Annotated in this window: 22 protein-coding genes and 1 tRNA gene; 12 read left to right on the top strand and 11 right to left on the bottom strand. The window is 36.6% G+C overall.

The annotated features are described in order from the left end of the window. Positions 1 to 82: 82 nt before the first annotated feature. Entirely contained in the window at positions 83 to 613 is a 531-nt protein-coding gene (locus QPL79_RS08880) for a CDP-2,3-bis-(O-geranylgeranyl)-sn-glycerol synthase (protein WP_285274463.1), read from the bottom strand. A gap of 115 nt (positions 614 to 728) precedes the next feature. On the opposite strand from QPL79_RS08880, the gene QPL79_RS08875 reads away from it, so the two are divergent. The 4 genes from QPL79_RS08875 to QPL79_RS08860 are packed head-to-tail and all read left to right on the top strand — an operon-like array spanning position 729 to position 3777. Next, on the top strand, positions 729 to 1289 hold the full coding sequence (locus tag QPL79_RS08875; protein ID WP_285274462.1) for a 2-oxoacid:acceptor oxidoreductase subunit gamma family protein: 561 nt from the start codon (positions 729 to 731) through the stop codon (positions 1287 to 1289). Beyond that, positions 1286 to 1612, top strand: coding sequence for a 4Fe-4S binding protein (locus QPL79_RS08870; protein ID WP_285274461.1), 327 nt, complete (start codon positions 1286 to 1288; stop codon positions 1610 to 1612). Before QPL79_RS08875 ends, QPL79_RS08870 begins: the two co-directional genes overlap by 4 nt. A gap of 3 nt (positions 1613 to 1615) precedes the next feature. Beyond that, on the top strand, positions 1616 to 2821 hold the full coding sequence (locus QPL79_RS08865) for a ferredoxin oxidoreductase (protein WP_285274460.1): 1206 nt from the start codon (positions 1616 to 1618) through the stop codon (positions 2819 to 2821). Next, positions 2818 to 3777, top strand: a complete 960-nt coding sequence (locus tag QPL79_RS08860; RefSeq protein WP_285274459.1) for a thiamine pyrophosphate-dependent enzyme — start codon at positions 2818 to 2820, stop codon at positions 3775 to 3777. The genes QPL79_RS08865 and QPL79_RS08860 overlap by 4 nt, the downstream gene beginning before the upstream one ends. Here the strand turns inward: QPL79_RS08860 and QPL79_RS08855 are convergent, their stop codons facing one another. From QPL79_RS08855 to QPL79_RS08825, 7 genes are all read right to left on the bottom strand, one after another. Next, positions 3778 to 6090 carry an AAA family ATPase gene (locus QPL79_RS08855; RefSeq protein ID WP_285274458.1) on the bottom strand — a complete coding sequence of 771 codons (2313 nt, stop codon included), beginning with the start codon at positions 6088 to 6090 and terminating at the stop codon, positions 3778 to 3780. Positions 6091 to 6101: 11 nt separating this feature from the next. Then, entirely contained in the window at positions 6102 to 7298 is a 1197-nt protein-coding gene (locus QPL79_RS08850) for a metallophosphoesterase family protein (protein ID WP_285274457.1), read from the bottom strand. A gap of 61 nt (positions 7299 to 7359) precedes the next feature. After that, positions 7360 to 9069, bottom strand: coding sequence for an ATP-binding protein (locus QPL79_RS08845; protein ID WP_285274456.1), 1710 nt, complete (start codon positions 9067 to 9069; stop codon positions 7360 to 7362). Positions 9070 to 9116: 47 nt separating this feature from the next. Next, entirely contained in the window at positions 9117 to 10796 is a 1680-nt protein-coding gene (locus QPL79_RS08840) for a DEAD/DEAH box helicase (protein ID WP_285274455.1), read from the bottom strand. Between the two features lie 127 nt (positions 10797 to 10923). Then, a complete protein-coding gene (locus tag QPL79_RS08835; RefSeq protein ID WP_285274454.1) occupies positions 10924 to 11838 on the bottom strand; it encodes an isoaspartyl peptidase/L-asparaginase in 915 nt (304 codons plus the stop codon). Positions 11839 to 11863: 25 nt separating this feature from the next. Beyond that, on the bottom strand, positions 11864 to 12310 hold the full coding sequence (locus QPL79_RS08830; RefSeq protein WP_285274453.1) for an Hsp20/alpha crystallin family protein: 447 nt from the start codon (positions 12308 to 12310) through the stop codon (positions 11864 to 11866). Between the two features lie 11 nt (positions 12311 to 12321). Continuing rightward, entirely contained in the window at positions 12322 to 13098 is a 777-nt protein-coding gene (locus QPL79_RS08825; protein ID WP_285274452.1) for a proteasome assembly chaperone family protein, read from the bottom strand. A gap of 415 nt (positions 13099 to 13513) precedes the next feature. Between QPL79_RS08825 and QPL79_RS08820 the strand changes: the two genes are divergently transcribed. The 3 genes from QPL79_RS08820 (at position 13514) to QPL79_RS08810 (ending at position 15620) form a co-directional block, all read left to right on the top strand. Further along, positions 13514 to 14179 carry a 30S ribosomal protein S3ae gene (locus QPL79_RS08820; protein WP_285274451.1) on the top strand — a complete coding sequence of 222 codons (666 nt, stop codon included), beginning with the start codon at positions 13514 to 13516 and terminating at the stop codon, positions 14177 to 14179. A 62-nt stretch (positions 14180 to 14241) separates the two neighbouring features. Next, positions 14242 to 15492 carry a bifunctional sugar-1-phosphate nucleotidylyltransferase/acetyltransferase gene (gene glmU, locus QPL79_RS08815; RefSeq protein ID WP_285274450.1) on the top strand — a complete coding sequence of 417 codons (1251 nt, stop codon included), beginning with the start codon at positions 14242 to 14244 and terminating at the stop codon, positions 15490 to 15492. A 49-nt stretch (positions 15493 to 15541) separates the two neighbouring features. After that, positions 15542 to 15620, top strand: a tRNA-Gly gene (locus QPL79_RS08810). A 157-nt stretch (positions 15621 to 15777) separates the two neighbouring features. Here QPL79_RS08810 and QPL79_RS08805 read toward each other — a convergent pair. Together QPL79_RS08805 and QPL79_RS08800 are read right to left on the bottom strand one after the other, a co-directional pair. Then, on the bottom strand, positions 15778 to 16848 hold the full coding sequence (locus QPL79_RS08805; protein WP_285274449.1) for a histone deacetylase family protein: 1071 nt from the start codon (positions 16846 to 16848) through the stop codon (positions 15778 to 15780). An 87-nt stretch (positions 16849 to 16935) separates the two neighbouring features. Further along, the gene (locus QPL79_RS08800) at positions 16936 to 17655 is read right to left on the bottom strand and encodes a 5-deoxy-glucuronate isomerase (RefSeq protein ID WP_285274448.1); all 720 of its coding nucleotides are present in this window, start codon (positions 17653 to 17655) and stop codon (positions 16936 to 16938) included. A 264-nt stretch (positions 17656 to 17919) separates the two neighbouring features. Between QPL79_RS08800 and glpK the strand changes: the two genes are divergently transcribed. From glpK to QPL79_RS08775, 5 genes are all read left to right on the top strand, one after another. Beyond that, complete coding sequence (gene glpK, locus QPL79_RS08795; RefSeq protein WP_438839359.1) at positions 17920 to 19506, top strand: glycerol kinase GlpK; 1587 nt, start codon at positions 17920 to 17922, stop codon at positions 19504 to 19506. Positions 19507 to 19567: 61 nt separating this feature from the next. Beyond that, positions 19568 to 21085 carry an NAD(P)/FAD-dependent oxidoreductase gene (locus QPL79_RS08790; protein ID WP_285274446.1) on the top strand — a complete coding sequence of 506 codons (1518 nt, stop codon included), beginning with the start codon at positions 19568 to 19570 and terminating at the stop codon, positions 21083 to 21085. Further along, positions 21066 to 22325, top strand: a complete 1260-nt coding sequence (locus QPL79_RS08785; protein ID WP_285274445.1) for an NAD(P)/FAD-dependent oxidoreductase — start codon at positions 21066 to 21068, stop codon at positions 22323 to 22325. The genes QPL79_RS08790 and QPL79_RS08785 overlap by 20 nt, the downstream gene beginning before the upstream one ends. Beyond that, the gene (locus QPL79_RS08780; protein ID WP_285274444.1) at positions 22322 to 22684 is read left to right on the top strand and encodes a DUF1667 domain-containing protein; all 363 of its coding nucleotides are present in this window, start codon (positions 22322 to 22324) and stop codon (positions 22682 to 22684) included. Before QPL79_RS08785 ends, QPL79_RS08780 begins: the two co-directional genes overlap by 4 nt. A 132-nt stretch (positions 22685 to 22816) precedes the next feature. Continuing rightward, a complete protein-coding gene (locus QPL79_RS08775) occupies positions 22817 to 23086 on the top strand; it encodes an acylphosphatase (protein WP_285274443.1) in 270 nt (89 codons plus the stop codon). A 28-nt stretch (positions 23087 to 23114) separates the two neighbouring features. Here the strand turns inward: QPL79_RS08775 and QPL79_RS08770 are convergent, their stop codons facing one another. Further along, positions 23115 to 23786, bottom strand: coding sequence for a ThuA domain-containing protein (locus QPL79_RS08770; RefSeq protein ID WP_285274442.1), 672 nt, complete (start codon positions 23784 to 23786; stop codon positions 23115 to 23117). Positions 23787 to 23905: the final 119 nt, after the last annotated feature.

Raw genomic sequence — 23905 nt, 5'->3', positions numbered from 1 at the left:
ACTCAATGACAATATTATTATGCTTGACTATAAAACCCAGTAGATGACAAAAACAATCGCTATACCCGTTGCACCGAAACTTTCACCACGGCACACTCTTTAAATTTAAGAGATATGCAATAAGATTTGTTAAAATATGAAGCAGAAAAGTTATCACTATTGCATAAACCCATTCCTCAATGCTCAATATAATCAAGTTAAGCTTCGAGGCTAACACCAATGCAACTACAATAAAAAGTAGCTGATCTAGTACTGGAAGAGGATCACCTGGTTTTAACCCAAGTCTTCTCTTTATGAAAGCTCCAAGTAAATCGCCAAGCATGGCTCCAACTCCGAGGACAAACCCTGTTAAAGCTCCTTTTGCAAGCATTTCATGCATGTAGATGCTCTGTATAAATCCTGTTAAAGTACCTGTTAGTACCCCACCTACAAACCCCTCCCAACTTTTACTATCACCAAACACTCTTTTGCCATCAATAAAGTTTTTTCCAAAATCCATGGGATGTTTCTTTAGCCTTAGCTTTAGAATAATCTTAGAAATTATAACTGGAGAACCATTTGCAAAATATGCAGGTAAAAGAAGCCAAACAATAGTAATAACCTCTTTCAACACTCTTCAAAACACCTTATCACACTTCATTATATATTCATAAACATTAAAAATTAAACCATTAACACTTTTATATTTCCAACCAAATACTTTTAAGCATCGTAACTAGGTGAGCTAAGTGAATTTAAAACGTGTTGAAATTAGGTGGCATGGTAGAGGTGGCCAAGGAGCTGTTACAGCGTCGATGATTCTTGCTGAAGCTGCGATATATCAAGGTAAATATGCCCAGGCATATCCAGAGTTTGGTGCTGAGAGAAGAGGAGCGCCAGTAACAGCTTACACAAGGGTATCTACAGAGCCTATTCTCACAAGAGCACCTATTATCGAACCAGATGTTGTTGTTGTATTGGATCCTTCGCTAAATAAATCAATTTATATGGAGGGTTTGAAAAGAAATGGAATTTTGGTTATAAACACTAAGAAAAGTATTGGCGATATTTTGAAAGATATTGAGAGAAGCGATGTGAAAATTGCTCGTGTTGATGCAACAAAAATTGCTTTAGAGGTTTTGAAAGCACCTTTTGTTAACATGGCAATGCTAGGGGCGCTTGTGAAGGCCATTCCAATTGTTGATATTGCCTATATTGAAGAAGCTATAAAGGAGAACTTTAGACCTAAGATAGCAGAGGCAAATATACAGGCTATGAGAAGAGCATATAACGAGGTGGAGCTCTCATGAGCACAAGCTTCAAAAAATTAGGTTGGAGAGAAATGCCAATTGGAGGAGCGATTATAGAGCCTGGAAACAGTATTAATAGACCAACTGGCGATTGGAGAGTATTCAAGCCTGTGATAAATCAAGATAAATGTGTTAGATGTTATCTTTGCTGGGTTTTCTGCCCAGAACCAGCAATAAAGATTTTGGATAAGCCCTATAAAACAGCAAGTGGTAGAGAGTGGAAGATCACTTTTGAAGTTGATTACGCTTTTTGCAAAGGATGTGGAATATGTGTTGAGGAATGTCCTGTTAAGGCAATTGATTTTGTTGAGGAGGTGAAGTAGTGTATGGAGAAAGAGTTGTGGATTAGAATACCTTTAAGCTCAAACTATGCAGCTGCTTACGCAGCTAAAGATGCTGATGTAGATGTTGTTGCAGCTTATCCAATCACACCTCAAACACCAGTTGTAGAAAAAATTGCAGAATTCATAGCAAATGGTGAACTAGATGCTGAAATGATTCATGTTGAAAGCGAGCACTCGGCTCTCAGTGCATGTGTAGGTGCAGCTGCAACTGGTGCAAGAACATTTACAGCAACATCTGCTCAAGGACTTGAACTTATGCATGAGATTCTCCATATAGCATCTGGTTTGAGACTACCAATAGTTATGGCAATAGCCGCTAGAGCTCTTTCAGCTCCCATAAGCATTTGGGGAGACTATAGTGATGTTATGAACGTTAGAGATACCTCATGGATTATAATGATAGCTTCAACAGCTCAAGAGGTTTATGATAGTGTTATTCAAGCGTATAAAATAGCTGAAAATCCAAATGTTTTGCTACCTGCTATGGTAGCATATGATGGTTTTATAATGAGTCACACCTATGAACCTGTTTATGTTGCTCAAAACAGGTCTATAATACTGGATTACATACCTAAGAAAAAACCTGTGTGGAATGTTCTTGATGTTGAAAAACCAATTACAATAGGTGCTGTAGGCAATCCCGATTGGTACTATGAATTCAAATATCAGCAAGTTGTAGCAATAGAAAATTCATTTGATGTTATGAGAGAAGCGTTTCAAGAGTTTGAGAAAAGATTTGGCAGAAAATATGGCTTCATAGAAACATATAACCTAGAGAATAGCAAAATTGGAGTACTAACCTATGGAGGACTGTATGGTACAGTTCAAGAGGCTGTGGATTATTTGAAGAAGACATCAGGTTTGAATGTAGCAGCTATTAAGCTTAGGGTTTTCAGACCATTCCCACAGGAAGAACTTCTCAAAATAATTAAAAATCTAGAAGCGCTAATAGTAATTGATAGAGCAATAAGCTTTGGAGCACCAGTAGAGGGCACTGTAGCCTTGGAAGCAATGTCTATAGCATTTAAGAAGGGTGTGGACATACCAATTCACAGCTACATAGCATCGATTGGTCAAAGAGCTGTAACAGAAGAGGATATAGTAGCTATTGTGAAGAATAGTATGAATCTTCTTGAAAAAGGTGTAAGAATTACTGATAAATCCATTTATTGGGGTGTTAGAGCATGAGCTCCCCAACTAAACCAGGCTATAAAACAGTATTTGATATTCCAAGAGATGAACTATTTGCTCCAGGCCACGGTCTTTGTGCTGGATGTACAGCAGGAACCATTGTTAGACTCTTGCTTAAAGTTGCAGGCCCCAACACAATAGTTGTTAACCCCACAGGCTGTGTTGAGGTATCAACAACAACATTTCCATTCACATCATGGAGAGTGCCATATATTCACGTAGCATTTGAAAATGCAGCAGCAGTTGCAAGTGGTGTGGAAGCTGCTATAAAGATTTTGAAGAAGAAAGGTGTCATAGACTCCAACAAGCAAATAAATGTTGTTGTGTTTGCTGGTGATGGTGGCACAGCTGATATTGGTATTCAAGCTCTTAGTGGAATGCTTGAAAGAGGTCATAAAGTAATGTATGTAATGTATGATAATGAAGCATATATGAATACGGGTATTCAGAGAAGTGGAACAACACCACAATTTGCATGGACCACAACAACACCTGTTGGAAAGATTTTGAAGGGTAAACTACAAATAAAGAAGCCAATGGCTGAAATAGCGGCTGCTCATAGAATTCCCTATGTTGCTACAGCAAATCCTGCACACTTCCTAGACATGATGAACAAGTTTAGAAGAGGTCTCGAGGTAGAAGGCCCATCATTTATCCATGTGCTGCAGCCTTGCACAACTGGCTGGAGATTTGATCCAAGAATGGGAATAAAACTTGCTAGACTAGCTACTGAAACTGCTATGTGGATAAACTGGGAGCTTGACCATGGAGAGTTCAGAGTCACTGTTTCAGTGCCTAAGAGAAAGCATGTGAAGCACTACTTAAGACTTCAGGGGAGGTTCAACCATTTAACTGATGCTGATATAGAAGAAATTCAGAAGTATGTTGATAAAGAGGTTGAAAGAATCAATAAAATGGTTGGAAAGGAAGTTATAGGACCTGTTGTTGAGTAGCTAAGGAATAATCTCTTCAATAACAAGACTTTTTTCTCTTATAATAGATTTATTACCTTCCTTAACCACGTAGAATACTCTATCAGCAAGATCTATAACCTCTCTATCATGAGTAACAACAATTACCTGTGGCATTCTCTGAGAAAGCCTCTTTATTATTTCAAACACAACTCTTCTCCTCTCCTCATCAAGAAACTGTGTAGGCTCATCCAATATGAAGAAACCTGGTAATCTACCAAATATCGTATAGGCGAGAGCTATTCTCAATGCTATAGCAAGAGCAATTGTTTCGCCACCACTTAAACCCCTCAAATCCATTCTACCCAGTGGGCTGTGAACATCTATACCAAAATCATCATCAATTCTTATCTGAAAATCCATTCCAAACTCACTTAGAATAGCATTTGTGTAAAGCTCCATAAGCCTTCTAGCCTCTTTTGTCAAGGTCCTTGCTATGAGACCATCTCTACCCATAACATTATTTGTTATAAAACTAAGCACATCAAGAATTTCCACATCCTTTTCAAGCTTCTTAATCTCATTTCTAAGATTCTCCATTCTAGTTGCTAAACTGTTTCTGCGATTCTCAAGCTCCTTTATTTGCCCCTCAATAAATTTTAACTCATCCCTAATCCTCTGTAAAGCAGAAGTATACTTCCTATACTCCATCTCTAAGTCTTCATATCTTGTCTTCTCAATGTCTATGCCTAGCTCTAGAAGAGTTTTTTGAATTTTCTGCAAGTAGTTTTGAAGTTCTGAAACATCTAAATTCAATTCATTCAATATTTTTCCAAGCATATTTCTTCTATCACTTAAAATCTTCATACTTTCTATGGCTCTTCTATGAAGACACTGCATTGTTTTTATAACACCAAAATCATTCAACTCAACACATTCTCTAAATTCATCATAGAGCTTAGCCTTCTCTATAATACCCATGCTAAATTGTTTAAACTTTTCATATTCTTCTAAAGCCTTGTTAATTTGTTCATTCAATGTTTCTAGAGCCAGATTCAATCGAGATATAATCTCCTTTGAGTTTTTCAAAGAATTTACATATTCTCTTAGCCTACTCTCCATCTTTTCAAACTCATTTATAATCTTCTTAGCATCTCTAATTTTATTTCCAATACCTGCTAATATCGCTTTTCTCAGTTGTTCATCTAAGGGTCTTTCACAAACTGGGCATGTTGAAGAAGATGCTATTATGTTAATAGACTTTTCATTTATTTCAATTTCTGCTTTTTTCAATTGCTTCTTTTCTCTAATTTCATCAATTTTATTTTCCACAAGCTTAATATATGCATCTAAATTCTCAACACTTGTCTGATCCAATGGCAAAAACTCTTTCAGGCCTTGAACTACTGCTTGAATTTTTCTTATCTCATCATCTAATTGTTTAGAAACTTCATCAACTTTTTTCTTGAGGTTTTTATATATCTCTAGCTTAGACATCATTAAGCTTATATCAAAGGTTGATATTTCTTTGCAAATACCTTCTATTCTTTCATACTTAGCAATTTCATTGAAAACTCTTTCTGCTTGTTTAAGCTTTTCATATTTATACAAAGCATCTTTTGCCTTTTCAAGTACCAAGATCTTAGTATTTAACTCAGCTAATTCTTTTTCAAGATCACTTTTCTTTTTATAGAGATTGCTCAGCTCCTTCTCAATGTATTCAAACTCTTTTTGTGCATCACTAATCAATCTCTTTTTCTCATCGTACAGAGTCTTAGCTTTACTTATATCATTTAATACCTCCTTTAGAATATCCTTTGCTTTCTCAAGTTCATCAAGCCCAAGAAGCTTCAGAATTATTTCCTTTCTTTCAGCTTCACGTGCATCAATAAATTTTGTTAACTCATTTTGTCTAGAAATTATTGAGAATCTCACAGCATCTGTTGATGGTATTGACAAAAGCTTTTCAACAGCACTTATAACACTTTGAACGCCTGTAGCCAAAGTTCTTTTCATACCATTTTCTTGCACCTCTATAAGATAGGCCATGTCCGGCTTTTGACTACTAACAAATCTTTGTACAATATATGTTTTGCCACCTACATTCATCTCCACCTCTATAAACCCTTCTGAAGCACCTATTCTCAGAATACCCTTTTTTCCTTCACCTCTAATTCCCTTAGCAGCAGAGGGTGTTACAAATAATGCATAAATTATAGAGTCTATTATCGAGCTCTTGCCAGCACCATTAGGCCCTACAAAAGCTATTAAACCACTTGGTAAAGTTATTTCAGTGTTCTCATGGGAGAGTATATTTCTTATCTTAACTCTTTTTACCAGAATAGTTTCACTCATTATTCTCATCCTCAAACTTTCAATGAATTCACCTTGTTCTTAACAAACGATGTTAATTTATTTGCCAGAAACTCTGATTCAAGCCTTTTCACAACATCTGGCTTCTCCTTTAAATAATCAACAATTTTTTGTGCCAAGCTCTTTGAAGGTTCTTTAGCAAGACTTGTTAACAATGCTGCAAGTTCACGATCTTTTACAACAGTTTCCACAATTTTCTGCAAATCTATATACTCAATGTTTTCAGCAATGGATTCAATAATTGGCTGTTCCTTTACTTTTTCATCAGAATATACTATTCTAAAAAACTCTATTTCACCATTTACTCGCAAAGACAGTAAGTATCTTTCCAACTGTTCTATACCAGAACCATGCATTTCCACAAAAACAATTGGCTGCTTCAAGTTTTTCTTTTTAATCTCTAGAAGCGTGGAACTAAGCTCACTTACAAACTTCTGAAAATCACTGTATGTAATCCTAATCCATGGTCTTGTACTAGATAATTTAATGTACTCTGGCTTGGGGTAATCAATACTCAAATCAACTAATGCTACATATTTTTCACAACATTCATTAACTCTAAAAACCTCTGTAGCCCCGGGATAAACAACGTAGCATGGGCCATGTCTAAACTCAGTTTTTATGTGATAATCTCCGAGAGCTATGTAGTTAAACCATTCTGGTAGTTGCTTAATTGAGATATCAGCATATTCACTGGGAATGCCAAGCTCTTTGAGAAGAAGATGAGCAACCAACACAGCTTTACCAGTTTTAGTTAATGGCTTTTGCAATTTCAAAATTGAGAATCTTTGAGAATATGGAATAGCTACAAAAACCATCTTGTTCTGCCCATAATCAAATTCCTTTTGAGTTGCCTCGCTTACAGCAACTAAATCCAATAAGCCAAGATCATGCAAAATGTGTAGAGGTGAAACCGAGTACCTCTTTGGAATATCATGCTGACCAGCAATAGCAACAACCCTTATGTTTCTTTCTCTAAGCTTCTTCAACCCTTTATATGCAACAATATATGCTTCAGGTGGTGGGTTTGGGGAATCGAAAAAATCCCCAGAATGTATGTAGAAGTCAACTCTTTCCCTTAGCGCTATTTCTATGGTTTCTCCAAAAGCTGCATACACATCTTTAGCTCTAGATAGAAGACTATATTGCATAGACCCCAAGTGTGTATCACTAACATGAAGAGCAAACATTATCTACAGCCTGTACTCAAATGGTTTTTTATAGAGCTAATAGATGTTAAAAACTATGAGGCTATAACAAACTAGAAAACTCTTTGTATGCCTCTTCACTTGATGCTGCTAACTTGGTGTACATGTCCTTTCTTAGCTTCATACCACTCCAAATAGCTACCATATCAAGTGTTGACCCAGTTCTCTTCCCAACATGTCTATCTATTTTCACATAGGCAGGGAATTTGCCAATCCATTCACCAAGAACTATAGCCTCTCCAGTATTGAGAGATGCAAGTGATGTTGCTATATCATCTGTTAACATATCAGATATGTTCATTATGGCCTGCTGATCAGCTTCTTGAACAAGCTTCATAAACACAAAGTTCTGCACTTGGCTAACAGTATTAGGGTCTATGTTTCTAGGTCTTTGAGATATTATTGCCAAGGACAAACCAAATTTTCTTCCCTCTCTAGCAACTCTTTCTATCGAGCTTCTAGAGATGGTTTGTCTAGATACTGAAAGAAATAGGTGGGCCTCCTCAATAAATACCAGAATTGGGTGGGGATTTCCAGAAAGCAGTTTTTGTCTTGCATAGGATAAAAGCTCATCCAATATGCTTTTCAAACTATAATCCTTTTGCTCATCACTAAGCTCAGAAACATTCAAAACAATTATAGATGAGGGTCTTAGATAGTCTATTACATCTGGTGATGTAAAACTAACTGAAACAGTTCCAAAAAACTCTTCTATTTTAGAAATTGCTTTTAATGCAGCCTCCCTCTCCTCCTTCTCCCTTTTCAATACTTCAACAACAATATTAGTGAAAAGCTCTAGCAAAATATCATCAACACTTCTATTCTCATAGTCAACCATAGATATGCTTCCCAAATTCAAAACACTAAGATATTGCTTCAACCCAACATTGCTTGCAAGTATCTCATTTAGCTTGCCATTTCTAATTACGTTAACAAGTTCTTGGCCAGTTCCAAAATTGTTAATAAGACCATCAACAACTTTTTTAGATATTTCAAAAGCCTTGGAAGCCAAAGCTCTTTGTCTCGATGCCCCAGCTTCTGGAATTATCATTCTTGTTAACATTCGCGTTGGTATTTTCAGTGGATTGAGTTTATAGTCAATTTTCTGAACTTCAACACCTGGTGATTGTGGCTCCAAATTTCCATACTCGCCATGAACATCAAATATAAGTATTGTTCCACCAATAGATGCTATTCTATCTGCAAGTATTGCAACAGTATTGCTTTTTCCAGAACCTGTAGTACCTGTAATGAATAGATGTTTTGAGAGCGCATTTACATCAACACTTATCTCAACATCGCTTCTACCAAGAAGATGCCCAATTCTAATGCTACTTGGTTTGATGGAGCCAAATATTCTTGTTAGAATATGTGATGGGGCTAGGTAAATTTCCGAGTCTGGTGGTGGAGGCACTGTTGGGGTTTCAACATAGTCATTAATAATATCGGCAAATATTCTTGCCTTTGATGGTGCATACCTCAAGTTCTCATCATCAATACCTATACTTGTTGATATTGATGCTATAAATGTTGGTGTAGTAGATATGATTTTCTTGTACGATGTTACACTAACCACGCCTACTGCACAGTGGCTTTTTCTATTGCCTGTTGAAATATCATAAGCTTCAAAAGGTATTGAAATGTATGTGCCAAGTGGTATGGGAAGCTTCGAAATTATTTGAACAATATTTGGATAAGACTCCTCACCAACTCTTCCAAGAACTATTTCAGATTTACACAAGGAATAGCTCATTATAAAAACCCACTAATTTCCTAAGTAGCAGCTTTTGTGAAAAATAGTTAATAAGCTTCACCTATTGCTATTAGATCTTCAAACAACATTTTTAGTGCTTCTCTTCTCTTTCTCGATTCAGCTTCTTCAAAAGTGTTTTTGACTATTACCTCATAAAGTCTAGCCTCTTTCCCAGGCAGGGGCCTAAGGATTCTACCCAGTCTCTGAATGAATTGTCTTCTAGATCCAGTACCAGTTGCAATTATACCAACATTAGCATCTGGTATATCTATACCCTCGTCACCAACAGTTGTTAAAACCAATACTTTCACCAGTCCGCTTTTGAATTGCTCTAACCTTCTCTTTCTGGTGCCTTCATCTAGTTCACCAATTACATATTGAGCTCCTATGCTTTCAGCAATCTTCTTAGCATGCTCAATATACTGTGTGAAAATGAGTATTTTACTTCCTTTCTCAAGTTCATCCTCAACAATTTTCTTTATAGCATCAATTTTTTGTTTCGCATTGGCAATAAGCATTCTTATTTCACTTCTTATCTTAAGAGCCTCCATAGCACTTGCATCACCCTTTTTCACATCTGCCAAAATTTGTTGAAACTCTCTTCCCAAAGCCAGCTTTCTATACCTATCCATCAACTCTTTATACTTCTTTTTCTCCTCCTCAGTTAGAGAAACCCTAACTGTTATAACTTTAAATGGTGCTATATATCCTCTATCTGCAAGCTCCTGAAGTGTTTTCGCATAGACTACTCCACCCATTAATGGAAACAAATCAACATGTTTACCATCTTCTCTAACAACTGTTGCTGAAAGACCCATTCTCATAGCAGCATATGTGTTTTCTGCTATAAACCTAAATTTCTCTGCTGGGAGATGGTGAACCTCATCAACAATTAGAAAAGAAAACTGGTGGGAGAGAGAATCTATGTATCTATAAGCTGATTGATATGTTATTATAGTTACTGGTGCAATCCTCTTCTCATCACCATAGAAAAACCCTATAAAACTCTTTGGAATATCTGTAAACTCAACTATTTTCTCTCCCCATTGAAACATTTGCTCCTTAGTGTATGTAACAACCAATGTTCTTACGCTAAGTTCAGCAATAGCTGCTACTGCTATAACTGTTTTTCCAGTACCAGTTGGAAGAGCTATGATGCCTTTGAATCCATTGCTTCTCCAAGCATCTAAAGCTTCTTTCTGATAATCTCTTAAACTACCCTTGAAAGAAATTCTTATTGGCAGTTTCAGCTCTTTTTCAATACCAGCTCTATTCTCAACCTCAACACCTCTTCTTTTCAATGTCTCTAGAACATCGAAAAAATACATTGGCTTAGTTATTCTAAATACCTTCTTTTCTCTATCATAATCAACTATATGCTTTTCCCGAAGATCCTTAATCAAATCACTAATATAGAAATTTGGTCTTAGATATACCCCATCCAAACCTCTCTCAAAAACTACTGTTGGGGTATAGCTAGCAATAAGTTTTTTAACATCTTCTAATGAGCCATTCACAAACTCTATTTCATATCCCATCATCAAGTCAATAACATCTGCAGAGCTCAACTTTTTATCTCTAAGGGATTGAGAAAGCTTATTAACGTCTATCACAAACTTTGATCCACGATTATCTTTGCCTAGATATTTTGCAAACTTTAGAAATGTTTCAAAATCTTCCTCATCTATCCATTCTTTAACATAAAAAACTATCACATTTTTATTCACGACAATAAACACCTACCAAGTTTTCTAAATCATTTAGCGTTATTACTTTCATGGTCCTCTAAATTCTTAGTTGTAGTTATTACATAAACTTAAGCTAGTATATATATTACACACCTGCTCGCAACTGCTATAGTCCAAGCACTTTCAACTCTCCATAGCTGTTTATAAAACCCCATGGCATTGCGCGTGTGTTAAAAAGCCCAGCAACTCTGCCAAGTCTATCCAATGCTATGAAACCTGCTGTACCACTTCCATAGATAGTTGTTATAGTTTCTAACACATTTTTTGTTGCTTCTTCAGCACTTTTTCCTTTACACATATCATCAACTATTCTAAGAGTTGAGTGAGTTAATATAATATATTCTCCAATACCAGTTGCAGCAGCAGCTCCACATTCATTTGCATAGAATCCAGCACCTGGTATTGGAGAATCGCCAACCCTTCCAGGCATTTTTAAAAACACGCCACCAGTACTTACTGCTGCTGCAAAATCACCATTTTTATCTACTGCAACAGCTCCTACAGTATCTCCTATGGAAAGCCATGTGGCAATGCTTTTAGCAAATGGAACACTCTTTGCCTCGCCTTTCACAATCTTAGCTATGTATTCTCTATATGTTTCGAGAATCCTCTTCAAAGGTCCTGGATGAGGCTCTAAACCAATTTTCTTAGCCAGCAAATCAGCAGCATCACCAGCAACTATTACATGATCTGTTTTCTCAAGAACAAATCTTGCTAATTTTATTGGGTTTTTAGGATACTTAACATATGCAACTGCACCAGCTTTACCACGAAACATTATGCCAGCATCCATTGAAATAGAACCACTTAAATCAACAGTGCTTCCAATACCTGCATTAAAAACCCCAGAATTCTCCAAAACCTCAATAGCTGTTACAACCATGTCTAGACTTGAACCATTTTGATAAGCTTTGAACCCCTCTTCCAAAGCCTCCTTAATCACATTTCTAACCTTCTCCAAAACATCTTTATCAACTTTCCAACCACCAGCACCACCATGAACAGCTAAAACAACACCCAATTTCATAACCCTAAACAAAACATTGTTACTTATATACTAGTATTTTAACTAGTCCGCGCCTAGTTTGAATCCTAACTTTTTCAGGGTTAATCCTTATTGGTATTTCTATAACTTCTCTATATTCATGAAATCTAGTTTCTCCTCCTACACCACTCCAATTACTAAATCTAATCTCTTCTTTAAGTCTTGCCCTAATGTATATGAGATTGTCTTGAAATCTCACATCTATTGACCCTTCATCAACTTTTGGCAAGTCTATTAAAATTTCATAGTAACTACCTCTGTCATAGACTGTATACAAAGGTCTTAAATATCCTTCGTGGTACCATGTTGGAGATAAAACTCTTCTAATATGCATCACATCTTCAACACTATCTAAAATTCTTTTAAATTCACTTTCAACAAAATCCTTAACACTTCTCTCTACTTCTCGAATTTTTCTAAAGAGTTTTTCAAATTCTTCATCAATCATATTCTCATTCCTTATGTGTATAGAGGTGGGGCATATTCAACATCTTTTCTCATTTGAGCTAATCCCCTAACAACATTTCTCATAGCATCTCTAGCTCTGATCCTGATAGTTTCTGCTTCTTCAAGAAGCTCCTTAACATCTATAGGCTTCCCTACTATTTTTGAAACTATATCAATGCTTTTAGCTGCAGCTTCTGGATCTGGAAATTCTAAAAATGATTCTGTAAGTAGGAGAACAGTATTTAGTCTAGCCTTGACAAATTCCTTTAAAAGCACTGCATAGGGTCCTGCAAAAAACCCATTTTCAAAGGGTATCAAATCATAGCTTTTTATGAGCTCTAGTGCTTTCTGCGATGTTGCTAGATAAAATGTTCTTAATTTCTCAATCTCAAATCTATTTGGAATTGGCATTCCAGTCATGAGAAACACATAGTCTATGCCTTTTCTCTCCAGATAATTTGCTAAAAGCTTTGATAACTTCACTATTCCTGGTTGAGAAGGCATGAATTCGCTATAGACAATGAGTAGAGTATTGCTTGAGAAAATCCTTATAGGAGTTCTAAGAAGCTTATTACTTATCACAGCTACTGGAGGCAAATGAATGTAAGAGTCTATACCCCCCACTTCAGAAAGGTTAAGAGTCTTAATTATGTGCCAAGCACCAATAACACTTACAAGACCTGCATCAGGAAGCGATACCAATGCAAAACTTGGCTTTTCAAGCTCTATAGGCTTATACTCAATAATTGTAAAATCTCCAAAAACCTCTTCTCTAAAAACTTCAAACATTTTTGTTACACCATAATCTACTCATTTGGTTCTCAAATATTAAAGTTTTTGTACATGCTCAAAGTCTTGTTATTCACATTAGCAATACCTTTATCTCCAAGTTTATGGAAAGACAGACCATGGCATGGACTTGTATATATCACTTGCATTTTATTGAGCTTCGTTAAGATGTTATACCTTTTCAATATGTTTTGCTATGTTAACTGCAGTATGTTGCTAGGTTCAAAATTTGAGAGATTTTAGCAAAATTTTGATGTATTGAAACTTGGCAATTTAGTATCATGTTATGAGTCGTATTGTGGAAAGTCTCTACATCATTGCTTACAAAATAATTTGATTGGTAAATGTTTTTAAAAGCTTTTAAGTTTGGGTATTCAGTTAGTGGTTTTTGTTAAGTTAATGGGTGTTTAGCTCTTTGTCGTCAGCACAAAAATTTAGGTTAACTGGAAGAGAGAGGTGGAGACTTAAGAAGTGGTTCAATGTTGTAGCGCCAGAGTATTTTGGATCTGTAGCCATAGCTACAACGCCTGCCGATGAGCCTTGGAAATTGCTTGGAAGAAGAGTTGCTGTAACGCTATATGATTTAACTGGTGACATTACCCAGGTTCACATCAATATCTATTTCCAGATATGGAAGATTGAGGGGGAAAATGCATACACAATATTTAAGGGTCATGAACTTGCAAGAGACTATTTAAGAAGTTTGACGAGAAGAAAAAGTAGCAAGGTCTCAGCAATACTAAATGTAACAACAAAGGATGGCTATGTTCTTAGGTTGAATATTATGGCTTGGACCACGTATAGATGTGGCACTAGCCAAAGGCATGCAATTAGAAAAATTTTAATGGAGCAAGCAACTAAAATAGCATCTGAGAAAACGTTTGGAGAATTTGTTGTTGGAATGGTTTTTGGAGACTATAACCAGGCAATATTTAATGAAGCTAAGAAGATATATCCATTGAGAAAAGTAGAGTTTGCAAAATCCAAACTAATAGCAGTGCCAACGCCAGAGGGACTTAAAAAAGCTGTTATAATCCCCAAGCCAGGTGTTTTAGAAGCTCCATATGGAACATCGCTATAACTTTAAATTCTTCTTACTTTGTATTTTACATTCTGGTTCACCAAAATATTTTGGGGTTAGTCTTGATAGGAATTGTTTTAGCTGCTGGAGATGGTAAAAGGCTTAGACCATTAACTGAAACAAAACCAAAGGTTTTAATGCCTGTTGCTGGCAAACCTGTGATCTATTATCCACTTGATGTGTTAAGTAGGTTAGGTATTGAAGAAGTTTATGTTGTTGTGTCGTATATGAAGGATGTGGTTATTGAAAATGTTAAGGAAATTACCGATGAGCTTTCAATTAATGTAAAGTTTATTGATCAAGGCAATGCTTTGGGCACTGGACATGCTGTGAAAAAAGTTGTTGAGAATGTTTTGGATGATGCTGTTATTATCTATGGTGATCTCTATTTAAACTCTTCTACTGTTTCAAATGCTTTGAAAAAAGCTGTTGAAAAGAGATTTAATGTGGTTGTTGGTGTTGTTGTTTCCAACATTTCTAAGTATGGAAAGCTTGTTGTTGATGGTGAAAAGGTTTTGGAAATTGTTGAAAAACCTTCTGAAAACGGCACTGGTGTTGCTAATGCCGGTATCTACTTTGTTAAGTCAAAGGTTCTTGAACTTGTTAATGAGTTGAGAAAGTCTCCCAGGGGAGAGTATGAGCTAACAGACATAATCTCTATTGCCAGAAGCAAAGGAGAGGAATTCAAATATGTATCAATAAGCTTAAGTGATTGGCAGGATATTGGATATCCATGGGACTTGCTAAAAGCAAACAAAATAGCTTTAGAAAAGCTTGCATTAAGAAAAGTAATGGGCGATGTATCACCATATGCAACAATAAAGGGGCATGTATACATAGATGAGGAGGCAACAATAAAAGGAGCTACATACATTGAGGGGCCTGTCTACATAGGGAAAGAAGCAGTTATAGGGCCAAACTCATACATAAGACCATACACAACAATATTAAGCAAAGTACACATAGGATTCTCGGTAGAGGTTAAGGAGAGTATAGTAATGGAGAATACACATGCAGAACACTTGACCTACATCGGGGATAGCATAATAGCTGAAAACGTTAATCTAGGAGCAGGAACAAAAATAGCGAATCTAAGATTTGACAATCAAATAGTGAAAATGATGATAGAAGGCAAGCGTGTAGATAGTGAAAGAGTAAAGCTAGGAGCAGTAATAGGGGGATACGCAAAAACAGGCATAAATGTATCAATAATGCCAGGAGTAAAAATAGGTTCATACTCAATAATATACCCAGGAGTTACAGTATATAGAGATGTTCCATCAAAAACAATAGTAAAAACAAACTGGATATAAGCAAAACAATTTTTAACCACAACCACAAAAAAGTAACAGAAGCACACAAGCGGCGGTCGTCTAGCCTGGTCTAGGACGCCGGCCTGCCAAGCCGGAGATCCCGGGTTCAAATCCCGGCCGCCGCACCAACAAATTAGGTATGTTCCTTACTCTCAACTCTATCAACTCTATCTACAGATTAAAGTCAACTTAATGGCTTTTCAAAATTTAAAGTATGATGCACAAGAAAATGAGAAGAATGTGAGGTTTTTATAGCCATATCATTATCGATTTAGAGAAAACAAATTATAAGGTGTAGTAGCTTCTTAATATCTTAATCAACTCATCTACAACCTTAACTGTGTTATTTCTTGGGGTGGCTGAGCTCAAGATTTTTTCTAAATAATCCTTGTTGTATTCTATGAATCCCTTTAGCATTGATGGTAATCCATGGAGAAGTCCATGGGTGTAGCCCCCTTCTAGAATTGCTGCTATGCTAATTCCTAATTTAGATAATGATCTCAGATATGCTCCAAAAATGGAGTAAAATCTTTCTGTGAGCATCATATTAGCCAAGCCATCATCTCTATATGCATCGAAACCTGCTGAAATTGCTACTAGCCTGGGTTTGTAGTGTGATATAATTGGGTGAATAATTTTGTTGAGAACATAGAGATAGTCATCGTCGTTACTAAAAGGCTGTAGTGGTATGTTGATCTTGGTTCCCTTAGCATTTGAACCCCCAACATCGTTTATATGGCCAGTGCCTGGGTAAATCCCATGCTCATGAATATCGATGTGAATAACATTTGGGTTGTTCCAAAAAATCTCCTGGGTTCCATTACCATGGTGAACATCTATATCAACTATTACTACTGGGCTTATCCTATACTTTTCCATGATATGGTTAACTGCTATAGCAATATTGTTGAATATGCAAAAACCTTGTGTTGGAGCCTCAAAAGCTTTTCCACTAAAACCAGCATGATGCCCTGGCGGTCTCACCAAAGCAAAGAAAAGCTTTTCTCTAACCTCTAAAGCATTTTCAACAGCTTTTATAGATGCTGCAACAGCTTTTTGAGCAACAACACAAGACTCTCTAACAATATATGTATCTGGATCTATGTATCCACCACCAGAATTGCAGAAATCGATAACCATATCCACATAGCTTTTCTCATGAACCATGAGAACACTTTTTAGAACATCAGAAAACTCTATACCTTCAACAAAAACAACTTTATCTAATAATCCATGTTCTCTCAACCCCCTCAACACAATGTCTAATCTTGAAGGATTTTCTGGATGATACCCATAAGGAGGTTTGTGAAGATAAAAATCCTTGTCAAATAAAATAATTATCTCACTTTTAGACATAATTACACCAATAACTCAATCCACTATTTAACAACCTTTTTATGTATTTTCAAAAATGCTTAACACATTAAACTTGCTAGCCTTATTTCACATTTTCATTGTTTGTGTTTCGACAAAGGCTTTGTTAACACTCATTGAAAAGTTTCTACTCCCTTTAACAGCTACCATAATCCACAAATATTTAAGACCTTTAATAGGTGCTGATACATTTGGGTGGTATCCGCGAGTAACTAGAAATACGTCAAAATCTTTAACTACATAAGCCTCTTCTTTATCATCATCAATTAGTAGCTGAACACCAAAACCAGGTTCAACATCAAAATAAATAAATATCTCATATTTATCATCATGTCTATGTGGTGGATAGGAACCCCAACACCCAGGGCAACAAAATGTGTATCCAGCTAAAAATTTTTCAGAAGAGTCATCAACATCTATCATCACATATCTTGTTCTTCTAGAATGCTCATCGCCAACATGAATAGTTTTTGCATTTTCAAATCTCTTGATGTATGGTTTGTAAACAGTGTTTGAAGGAGCTTCAACAATGTACACTATTGAGCCCAGTTCTAAATCTATGGAAATATCCTCAAAACCTCTTGGAATATAGATTATGTCCTTTGAATATGCATGCATATTTCCAAATTTTGCGCATCCCCTCAATGGAATTAACAATTTTTCACTATCATCTCTAGTGTGAACAACAACATTATTAATGGTTTTAGAAATAACAATGTGAAGCGCAACATCATCTACATCAAACAATTTAATGGGTTTGTCAAACACATTTGGCTTTTTGAAAAGCACATTCAACACCTAAGAATAGCAGATTATAATTTCCTAATTGATATTGAAACAAAAGTTTAAATGTTTATAGAGCATGGCTGACATGGCCTTACAGCATTTATTTTCATTTCTGTTTTCATAAACATACTCATTTGGAAAGCATTCTAATGAAACATTTTGTACAGGTAAAATCTAGGATCTACAGTTTCTTGATTTAGCAACGTTTATTATTTTGCCATAGTTTATTAAAAATTTTAAATATGTTCCTTAATCAATATAGTGGGGATTTCTTTGGCTGAGAAAAAGTATGTTATGGCGATAGATCAGGGAACTACTGGTACTAGGGTAATGCTGTTTACATATGATGGTCTTCCTGTTAAAGGTGGTTGGGCTTATCATGAACATAGGCAAATATATCCAAGACCTGGTTGGGTTGAGCATGACCCATTGGAGATATGGGAAAAAACAAAGCAGTGCATTAAGGAGGTTCTTGAGCAAACGAAAATTAATCCAAGAGAAATTGCTGCTATTGGTGTTACAAATCAAAGGGAAACAACTATTATATGGGATCCAAAAACTGGTAAACCTGTTTACAATGCTATTGTTTGGCAGGATAGAAGAACAGCTAAGGAAATTGATTATCTTCGTGAACACTACTTCAAGGTTATTCAAGGTAAAAGTGGCTTGGTTCCAGATTGCTACTTTTCTAGTACAAAGATTTGGTGGATTTTAGATAATGTTTCAGGTGTTAGAGAAAGGGCTAAGAAGGGAGAGCTGCTTTTTGGAACAATTGACACGTGGATTATTTGGAATTTGACTAAGGGTTCTAAAGATGTTTTAACGCCGGAGAGGTATGGTGCTCATGTGATAGATTATAGCAATGCCTCTAGAACGATGATATTTAATATACACAAACTTGATTGGGATGACGAGTTGCTTGAAATTCAAGGCAAGATACCAAGAGAAATTCTTCCATTGCCTCGACCATCTAGTGATAAAGAAGTTTATGGGTATACAGGTCCCGAGGTGCAGGAGCTAATGGGTGGAGTAAGTATTCCGGTTACTGGCGATGCTGGTGATCAGCAAGCAGCTCTCTTTGGCCAAGTTGGATTTGATGTTGGAGATGTTAAGTGTACTTATGGAACAGGAAACTTCATACTTCTCAATACTGGCGAAGCTCCTGTGCCCTCTAAACACAATCTATTGACCACTGTATACTATTCTTTAGAGCCAAAGAAAGCTGTCTATGCTCTTGAGGGAAGTATATTCATAACTGGTGCAGCTATTCAGTGGCTAAGAGATGGGTTGAAGCTAATTGAGGTATCAGCTGAGATAAACCCATTGGCTGAATCAGCTTCTGATACTGGTGGTGTTTACTTTGTTCCAGCATTTGTTGGTTTGGGGGCTCCCTACTGGGATCACTATGCAAGAGGATTGATAATTGGTATTACGCGTGGAACTGAGAGAAAGCACATAGCTAGAGCAACGCTTGAGGCAATAGCCTATCTAACTAGAGATGTTATTGAGGCTATGAAGGCTGATACAGGTAGAGATATAACTGTTTTGAAAGCAGATGGTGGAGCTGCAAAAAGCGATTTCCTATTGCAGTTCCAGGCTGATATACTCAATGTTAGAGTTGTTAGACCAGTAGTTTTTGAAACAACATCACTTGGCGTGGCCTATTTAGCTGGTTTAGCTGTGGGATTCTGGAAGAGCCTTGATGAAGTTAGAAAGAATTGGAGAATGGAGAAAGAGTTTATACCGAGAATGGATGAAAAAACGAGGGAGAGGCTATACAAAGGGTGGAAAGCAGCAGTTCAAAGAGCACTTGGATGGGCAAAGGAAGTTCCATGGGCGTATGGCTACGAATAACTTTTTTACTTGAAACTTATTTTTCTTTACACTAACATGTGTGGCCATCTAGGTGCTGATTTTGAAGAAGTTTCGTGTGGTTATCATTGGAGCTGGTATTGTTGGAGCATCTATTGCAAGAATTCTCAGCATGTATGAGAATTTTGATGTTGTTATTGTTGAGAAAGAACCTGATGTTGGATGGGGTGTTAGCAAGGCAAATACATCAATAATTCATCCAGGGCATGAAGAAGACCCAAATAAATATCCTTTAAGAGCTAAGCTATGTGTTAAAGGAAATCAGATGTGGAGAACATGGGCTGAGGAACTGGAGATACCTGTGAAATGGCCTGGAGAATTAATGGTTTTTACAAATGAGGATGAGGAGAAACAGGCTAGAGAATATATTAAATTAGCACAGTTAAATGGTGTTCCAGGAGTCAGAGTGGTGTACGGGGAGGAGCTAAGGTTTTTGGAGCCCAGTATAGGGGATGATGCAAAGGGTGCAGTATATGCACCCACAGCTGGAGTAATTTCGCCATTTGAAGCTGTAATAGCTATTGTAGAAAACGCTGTTGAAAATGGGGCTAAGCTTTTAACAGAAGCTGAGGTGACTGGGATAAGGGTTTATAATAGTACAGTAAAAGGTGTTGAAACAACTCAAGGCTTTGTAGAAGCAGATATTGTTATTAATGCAGCTGGTTTGTATGCAGATAAAATTAGTCATTTAGCAGGGGTAGAACTAGATTTTTATATAAGACCTCGCAAAGGAGAGTATATTTTATTTGATGAAAACATTGAACCCAAGCCATTGAAAATACTTCACACAGTTCCAACGCATATAACAAAAGGTGTTTATGCCATAACAACAGTTCATGGCAATGTTTTAATTGGGCCAACAGCTGAGGATTTACCTCTTGAAGCTAGAGATGATGCATCAACTTCTGTAAAGGGCTTGGACTATGTCTATAGAGAAGCAACTAAACTATTAAAGAAGTTACCACCAAAGTCGAAGATCATAAGAACATTTGCAGGTTTAAGACCTGAGCCTCCAAATGGTCAATGGCTTATCAAAGCATATTCTAATCCATGGGGATTTGTAAATGTAGCTGGTATTAGATCACCAGGACTAACAGCAGCACCAGCAATTGCTGAATACGTAGTTGAGTTAGTTGCAAATACATATGATGTGAAGTTGATTAGGAAAGGTAGTTGGAATCCCTACAGACATGACATAACTAGGTTAAGTGGCAAATCATTGAGTGAAATAGATGATTTGATAAGAAAGAATCCTGACTATGGTGAAATAGTTTGCTATTGCAAAATGGTGTCTAAAGCAGAAGTGCTGGAAGCAATTGATAGAATGATGAAAATTGGTATTAAGACAATTACTTTAGATGGGTTGAAGTTCAGAATCTATACAGGTTTTGGAAAATGCCAAGGCTCTTTCTGTCGATGGAGAGTAGCAAAAGTGGTATCTGATAAGCTGAGTATTCCATATTATGATGTTGTTGTGAAGAAGAGTAGCTATGGCATAGGTGAGATAAAGATTTTGTGGAGTAAGAAAGTAGGTGAAGAAAATGAAGTTTCTAAAGTATGACACAGTTATTATAGGTGGAGGCCCCGCAGGTATTGCAGCAGCTATAAAGGCAACTGAATTAGGCTTAAAACCGATTTTAGTTGAGAATAGGGATCTACTTGGGGGAATACCACTTCAATGTATTCATCCAGGTTTTGGCTTACACTATTTTAGAGAGGATTTAACAGGTACGCAATTTATAACAAGGCTATTAGACAAGTTGGAGAGCTTAAAGGTTGAGTATTTGTTGAGAGCACATGTTCATAGCATTGAGTATATAGACTATGACAAGAAACTAGTAAATGTTATTACACCTCAAGGAGTAATGAGAATATATGCTAAAACAATAATATATGCAACTGGGGCTAGGGAAAGACACATTTTTGAAATAGGTGTTGTTGGGGATAGACCAGATGGGATATATACAGCAGGCGAGGCTCAAACGCTTATGGATATCTATGGTGTTTTACCAGGAAAGGAGATAGTGATTATAGGTTCTGGCGATGTTGGATTGATAATGGCTAGAAGATTTACGCTAGAGGGTGCTAAGGTAAAAGCAGTTGTAGAAATACTTCCATATCCAGGAGGGTTAATGAGAAATATACTGCAGTGTTTAGTTGATTTCAACATACCTTTGCTTTTGCAGCATACTGTTGTGAGAATTGTTGGGAGGAAGAGAGTTGAGAAAGTAGTTGTGGCGAAAGTAGATGAGAATTTGAGGCCTATAGATGGAACAGAATTTGAAATACCATGTGATACTGTTGTGGTATCTGCTGGTCTCAGACCCAATATCGATTTACTGGAGAAACTCGGGGTTGTCGTAGATCCTTCTACTGGAGGACCTGTTGTAAATGAGTATCTAGAGACTAGCATTCCTGGTGTATTTGTTGCTGGAAATGCTTTGGTGATAAACGATCTTGTTGATTATGCTGTTGAGCAAGGTGAAATTGCGGCAGAAGGAGCAAAGGTCTTTGTTGATAATGGTGGTATGCCTACAAAGAATTGGAAATATGTTAAGAAGGGTAGAAACATCAGGCTAGTTGTTCCACAAATGATTGGTGGAGAAAGAGATGTTGTAATATATGCTAGGGTAGCTCAACCAGAGAGAAATGTTTTTGTTGAAATACCTGAGCTAAACTTTAGAATGTTTCACTTTGGTGTAAGACCAGCTGAAATGATTAGATTCAAAATAGGAAGGAATATTCTTAACAAAATCAATGAAAATGCTGATAAAATTACAATACAGGTGAAGCCTAGATGAATAAGATAGTGGAGATGGTTTGCATACGCTGTCCAGCTAGTTGCACATTGAGAGTAACCATAAAGGACAACTCGATTGAAAGTGTTGAAGGAGCTCTTTGTCCACGTGGAATCGAATTTGCAAAAAGCGAAATCTCAAATCCTGTAAGATATGTTATGAGTGTTGTTAAAGTAAGGGGAGGGGATATGCCAACAGTATCTGTCATTACTCGCGATCCTGTACCCAAAGACTGTATTTGGCAAGTAATGAAGATGCTGGCAAGAATTGAGGTTGAAGCACCTGTAGAGGTTGGTGATGTTATAATAAGGAATGTGTGTGGCACAGATATCATAGCTACGAGGAGAGTTAAGAAGGTTTAGAAGCTTGAAAAAGCGAAGATAAAGATTCTCTCGAGTTAATGGAGACAAAACTCTGTGAGGAATAGCTTTTTAATTAAATTGTCTAAATGTGTTTTCAGAGTTGTTTAGCTATAAAGTAAATTGGTGATTTGCATGGCTAAAGCTGTGATGATGCATGTTTATGGTGATGTGCAAGGTGTGGGCTTTAGAGCTAGGATAAAGAGCATTGCACTTGCATTTGGGGTCTTTGGATATGTAAGGAATTTGCCTGATGGTAGTGTGGAAATACATGTTGAGGGAGATGATGATAGAGTTAATGCTTTCGTAGAGACTATAAAAAGTCTTAGAGAATTTGATATATGGGAGGTTAAGATAAAGGAGACAAGCATTAAAAACTACAATGAGTTTTTCATAATACCATGAATGTGTTCAGGAAGTTGCCAATAAATTTCTACTCTTTTTCCAAAACCCATTGAATTCCACCTAAAACATGTTTTTGAAACCATTCTTCTCTCCACCTAGACGATAAATGGCCAAAAGCAGTATAAAACACTTTTCCACCACCATACCTATGGCACCAGGCAATGGGATAGTCCTGAATTTCCTTAGGAGCTTTACTCAGATCAACAGATGATATGTCAAGACTTATCAACACCTTTGTTCTATTTCTACCTATCCAATTCTTAAACAAGTAAATTTCCTCAAATGCCTTGAACCTCCTTGGCAAATGCCTTGTTGATGGATGATTCTGATCCTCAACAATGAAAAGAGCTTCTTGAACCCATGGATGAGAATGGAAATAGCCACCAAGCATTTCACCATATCTAGCAAAGGAATATAGTGCAGCAGCTGCATTGTGAACACCAACAAAGCCTCCTCCAGACGTAACGAAATCAATTAGAAGCTCTTTTTGCTCATCTGAAAAAGGCACATCACCAGAAATTAAAAACATAACACCATCAAAATTCCTTAGAAAATTTCTATTAAAATCCGCCATCTCCTCAGTTGCATAAACATCAAACAACCTAGTTTTTTCACCTAGCCTAGTCAAAACCTCTATAGCTGTAACAATATAGCTATGTCTATAGTCAGCTGAAAACGTAAAAACAAATAATTTCCTCATATAACAACACCAACTTTCTGTGAATACAAAACCTAAATGCACAATAATAAAAAGTTATGTGTAATGAGTTAGCCATGCTAGCAGAATATTGGTCAAGTAGAATAGTCGTAGAATACATC

This window comes from Ignisphaera cupida (assembly GCF_030186535.1).
GTDB lineage: Archaea > Thermoproteota > Thermoprotei_A > Sulfolobales > Ignisphaeraceae > Ignisphaera > Ignisphaera cupida.
This window is presented reverse-complemented; position numbering and strand designations above follow the sequence as displayed.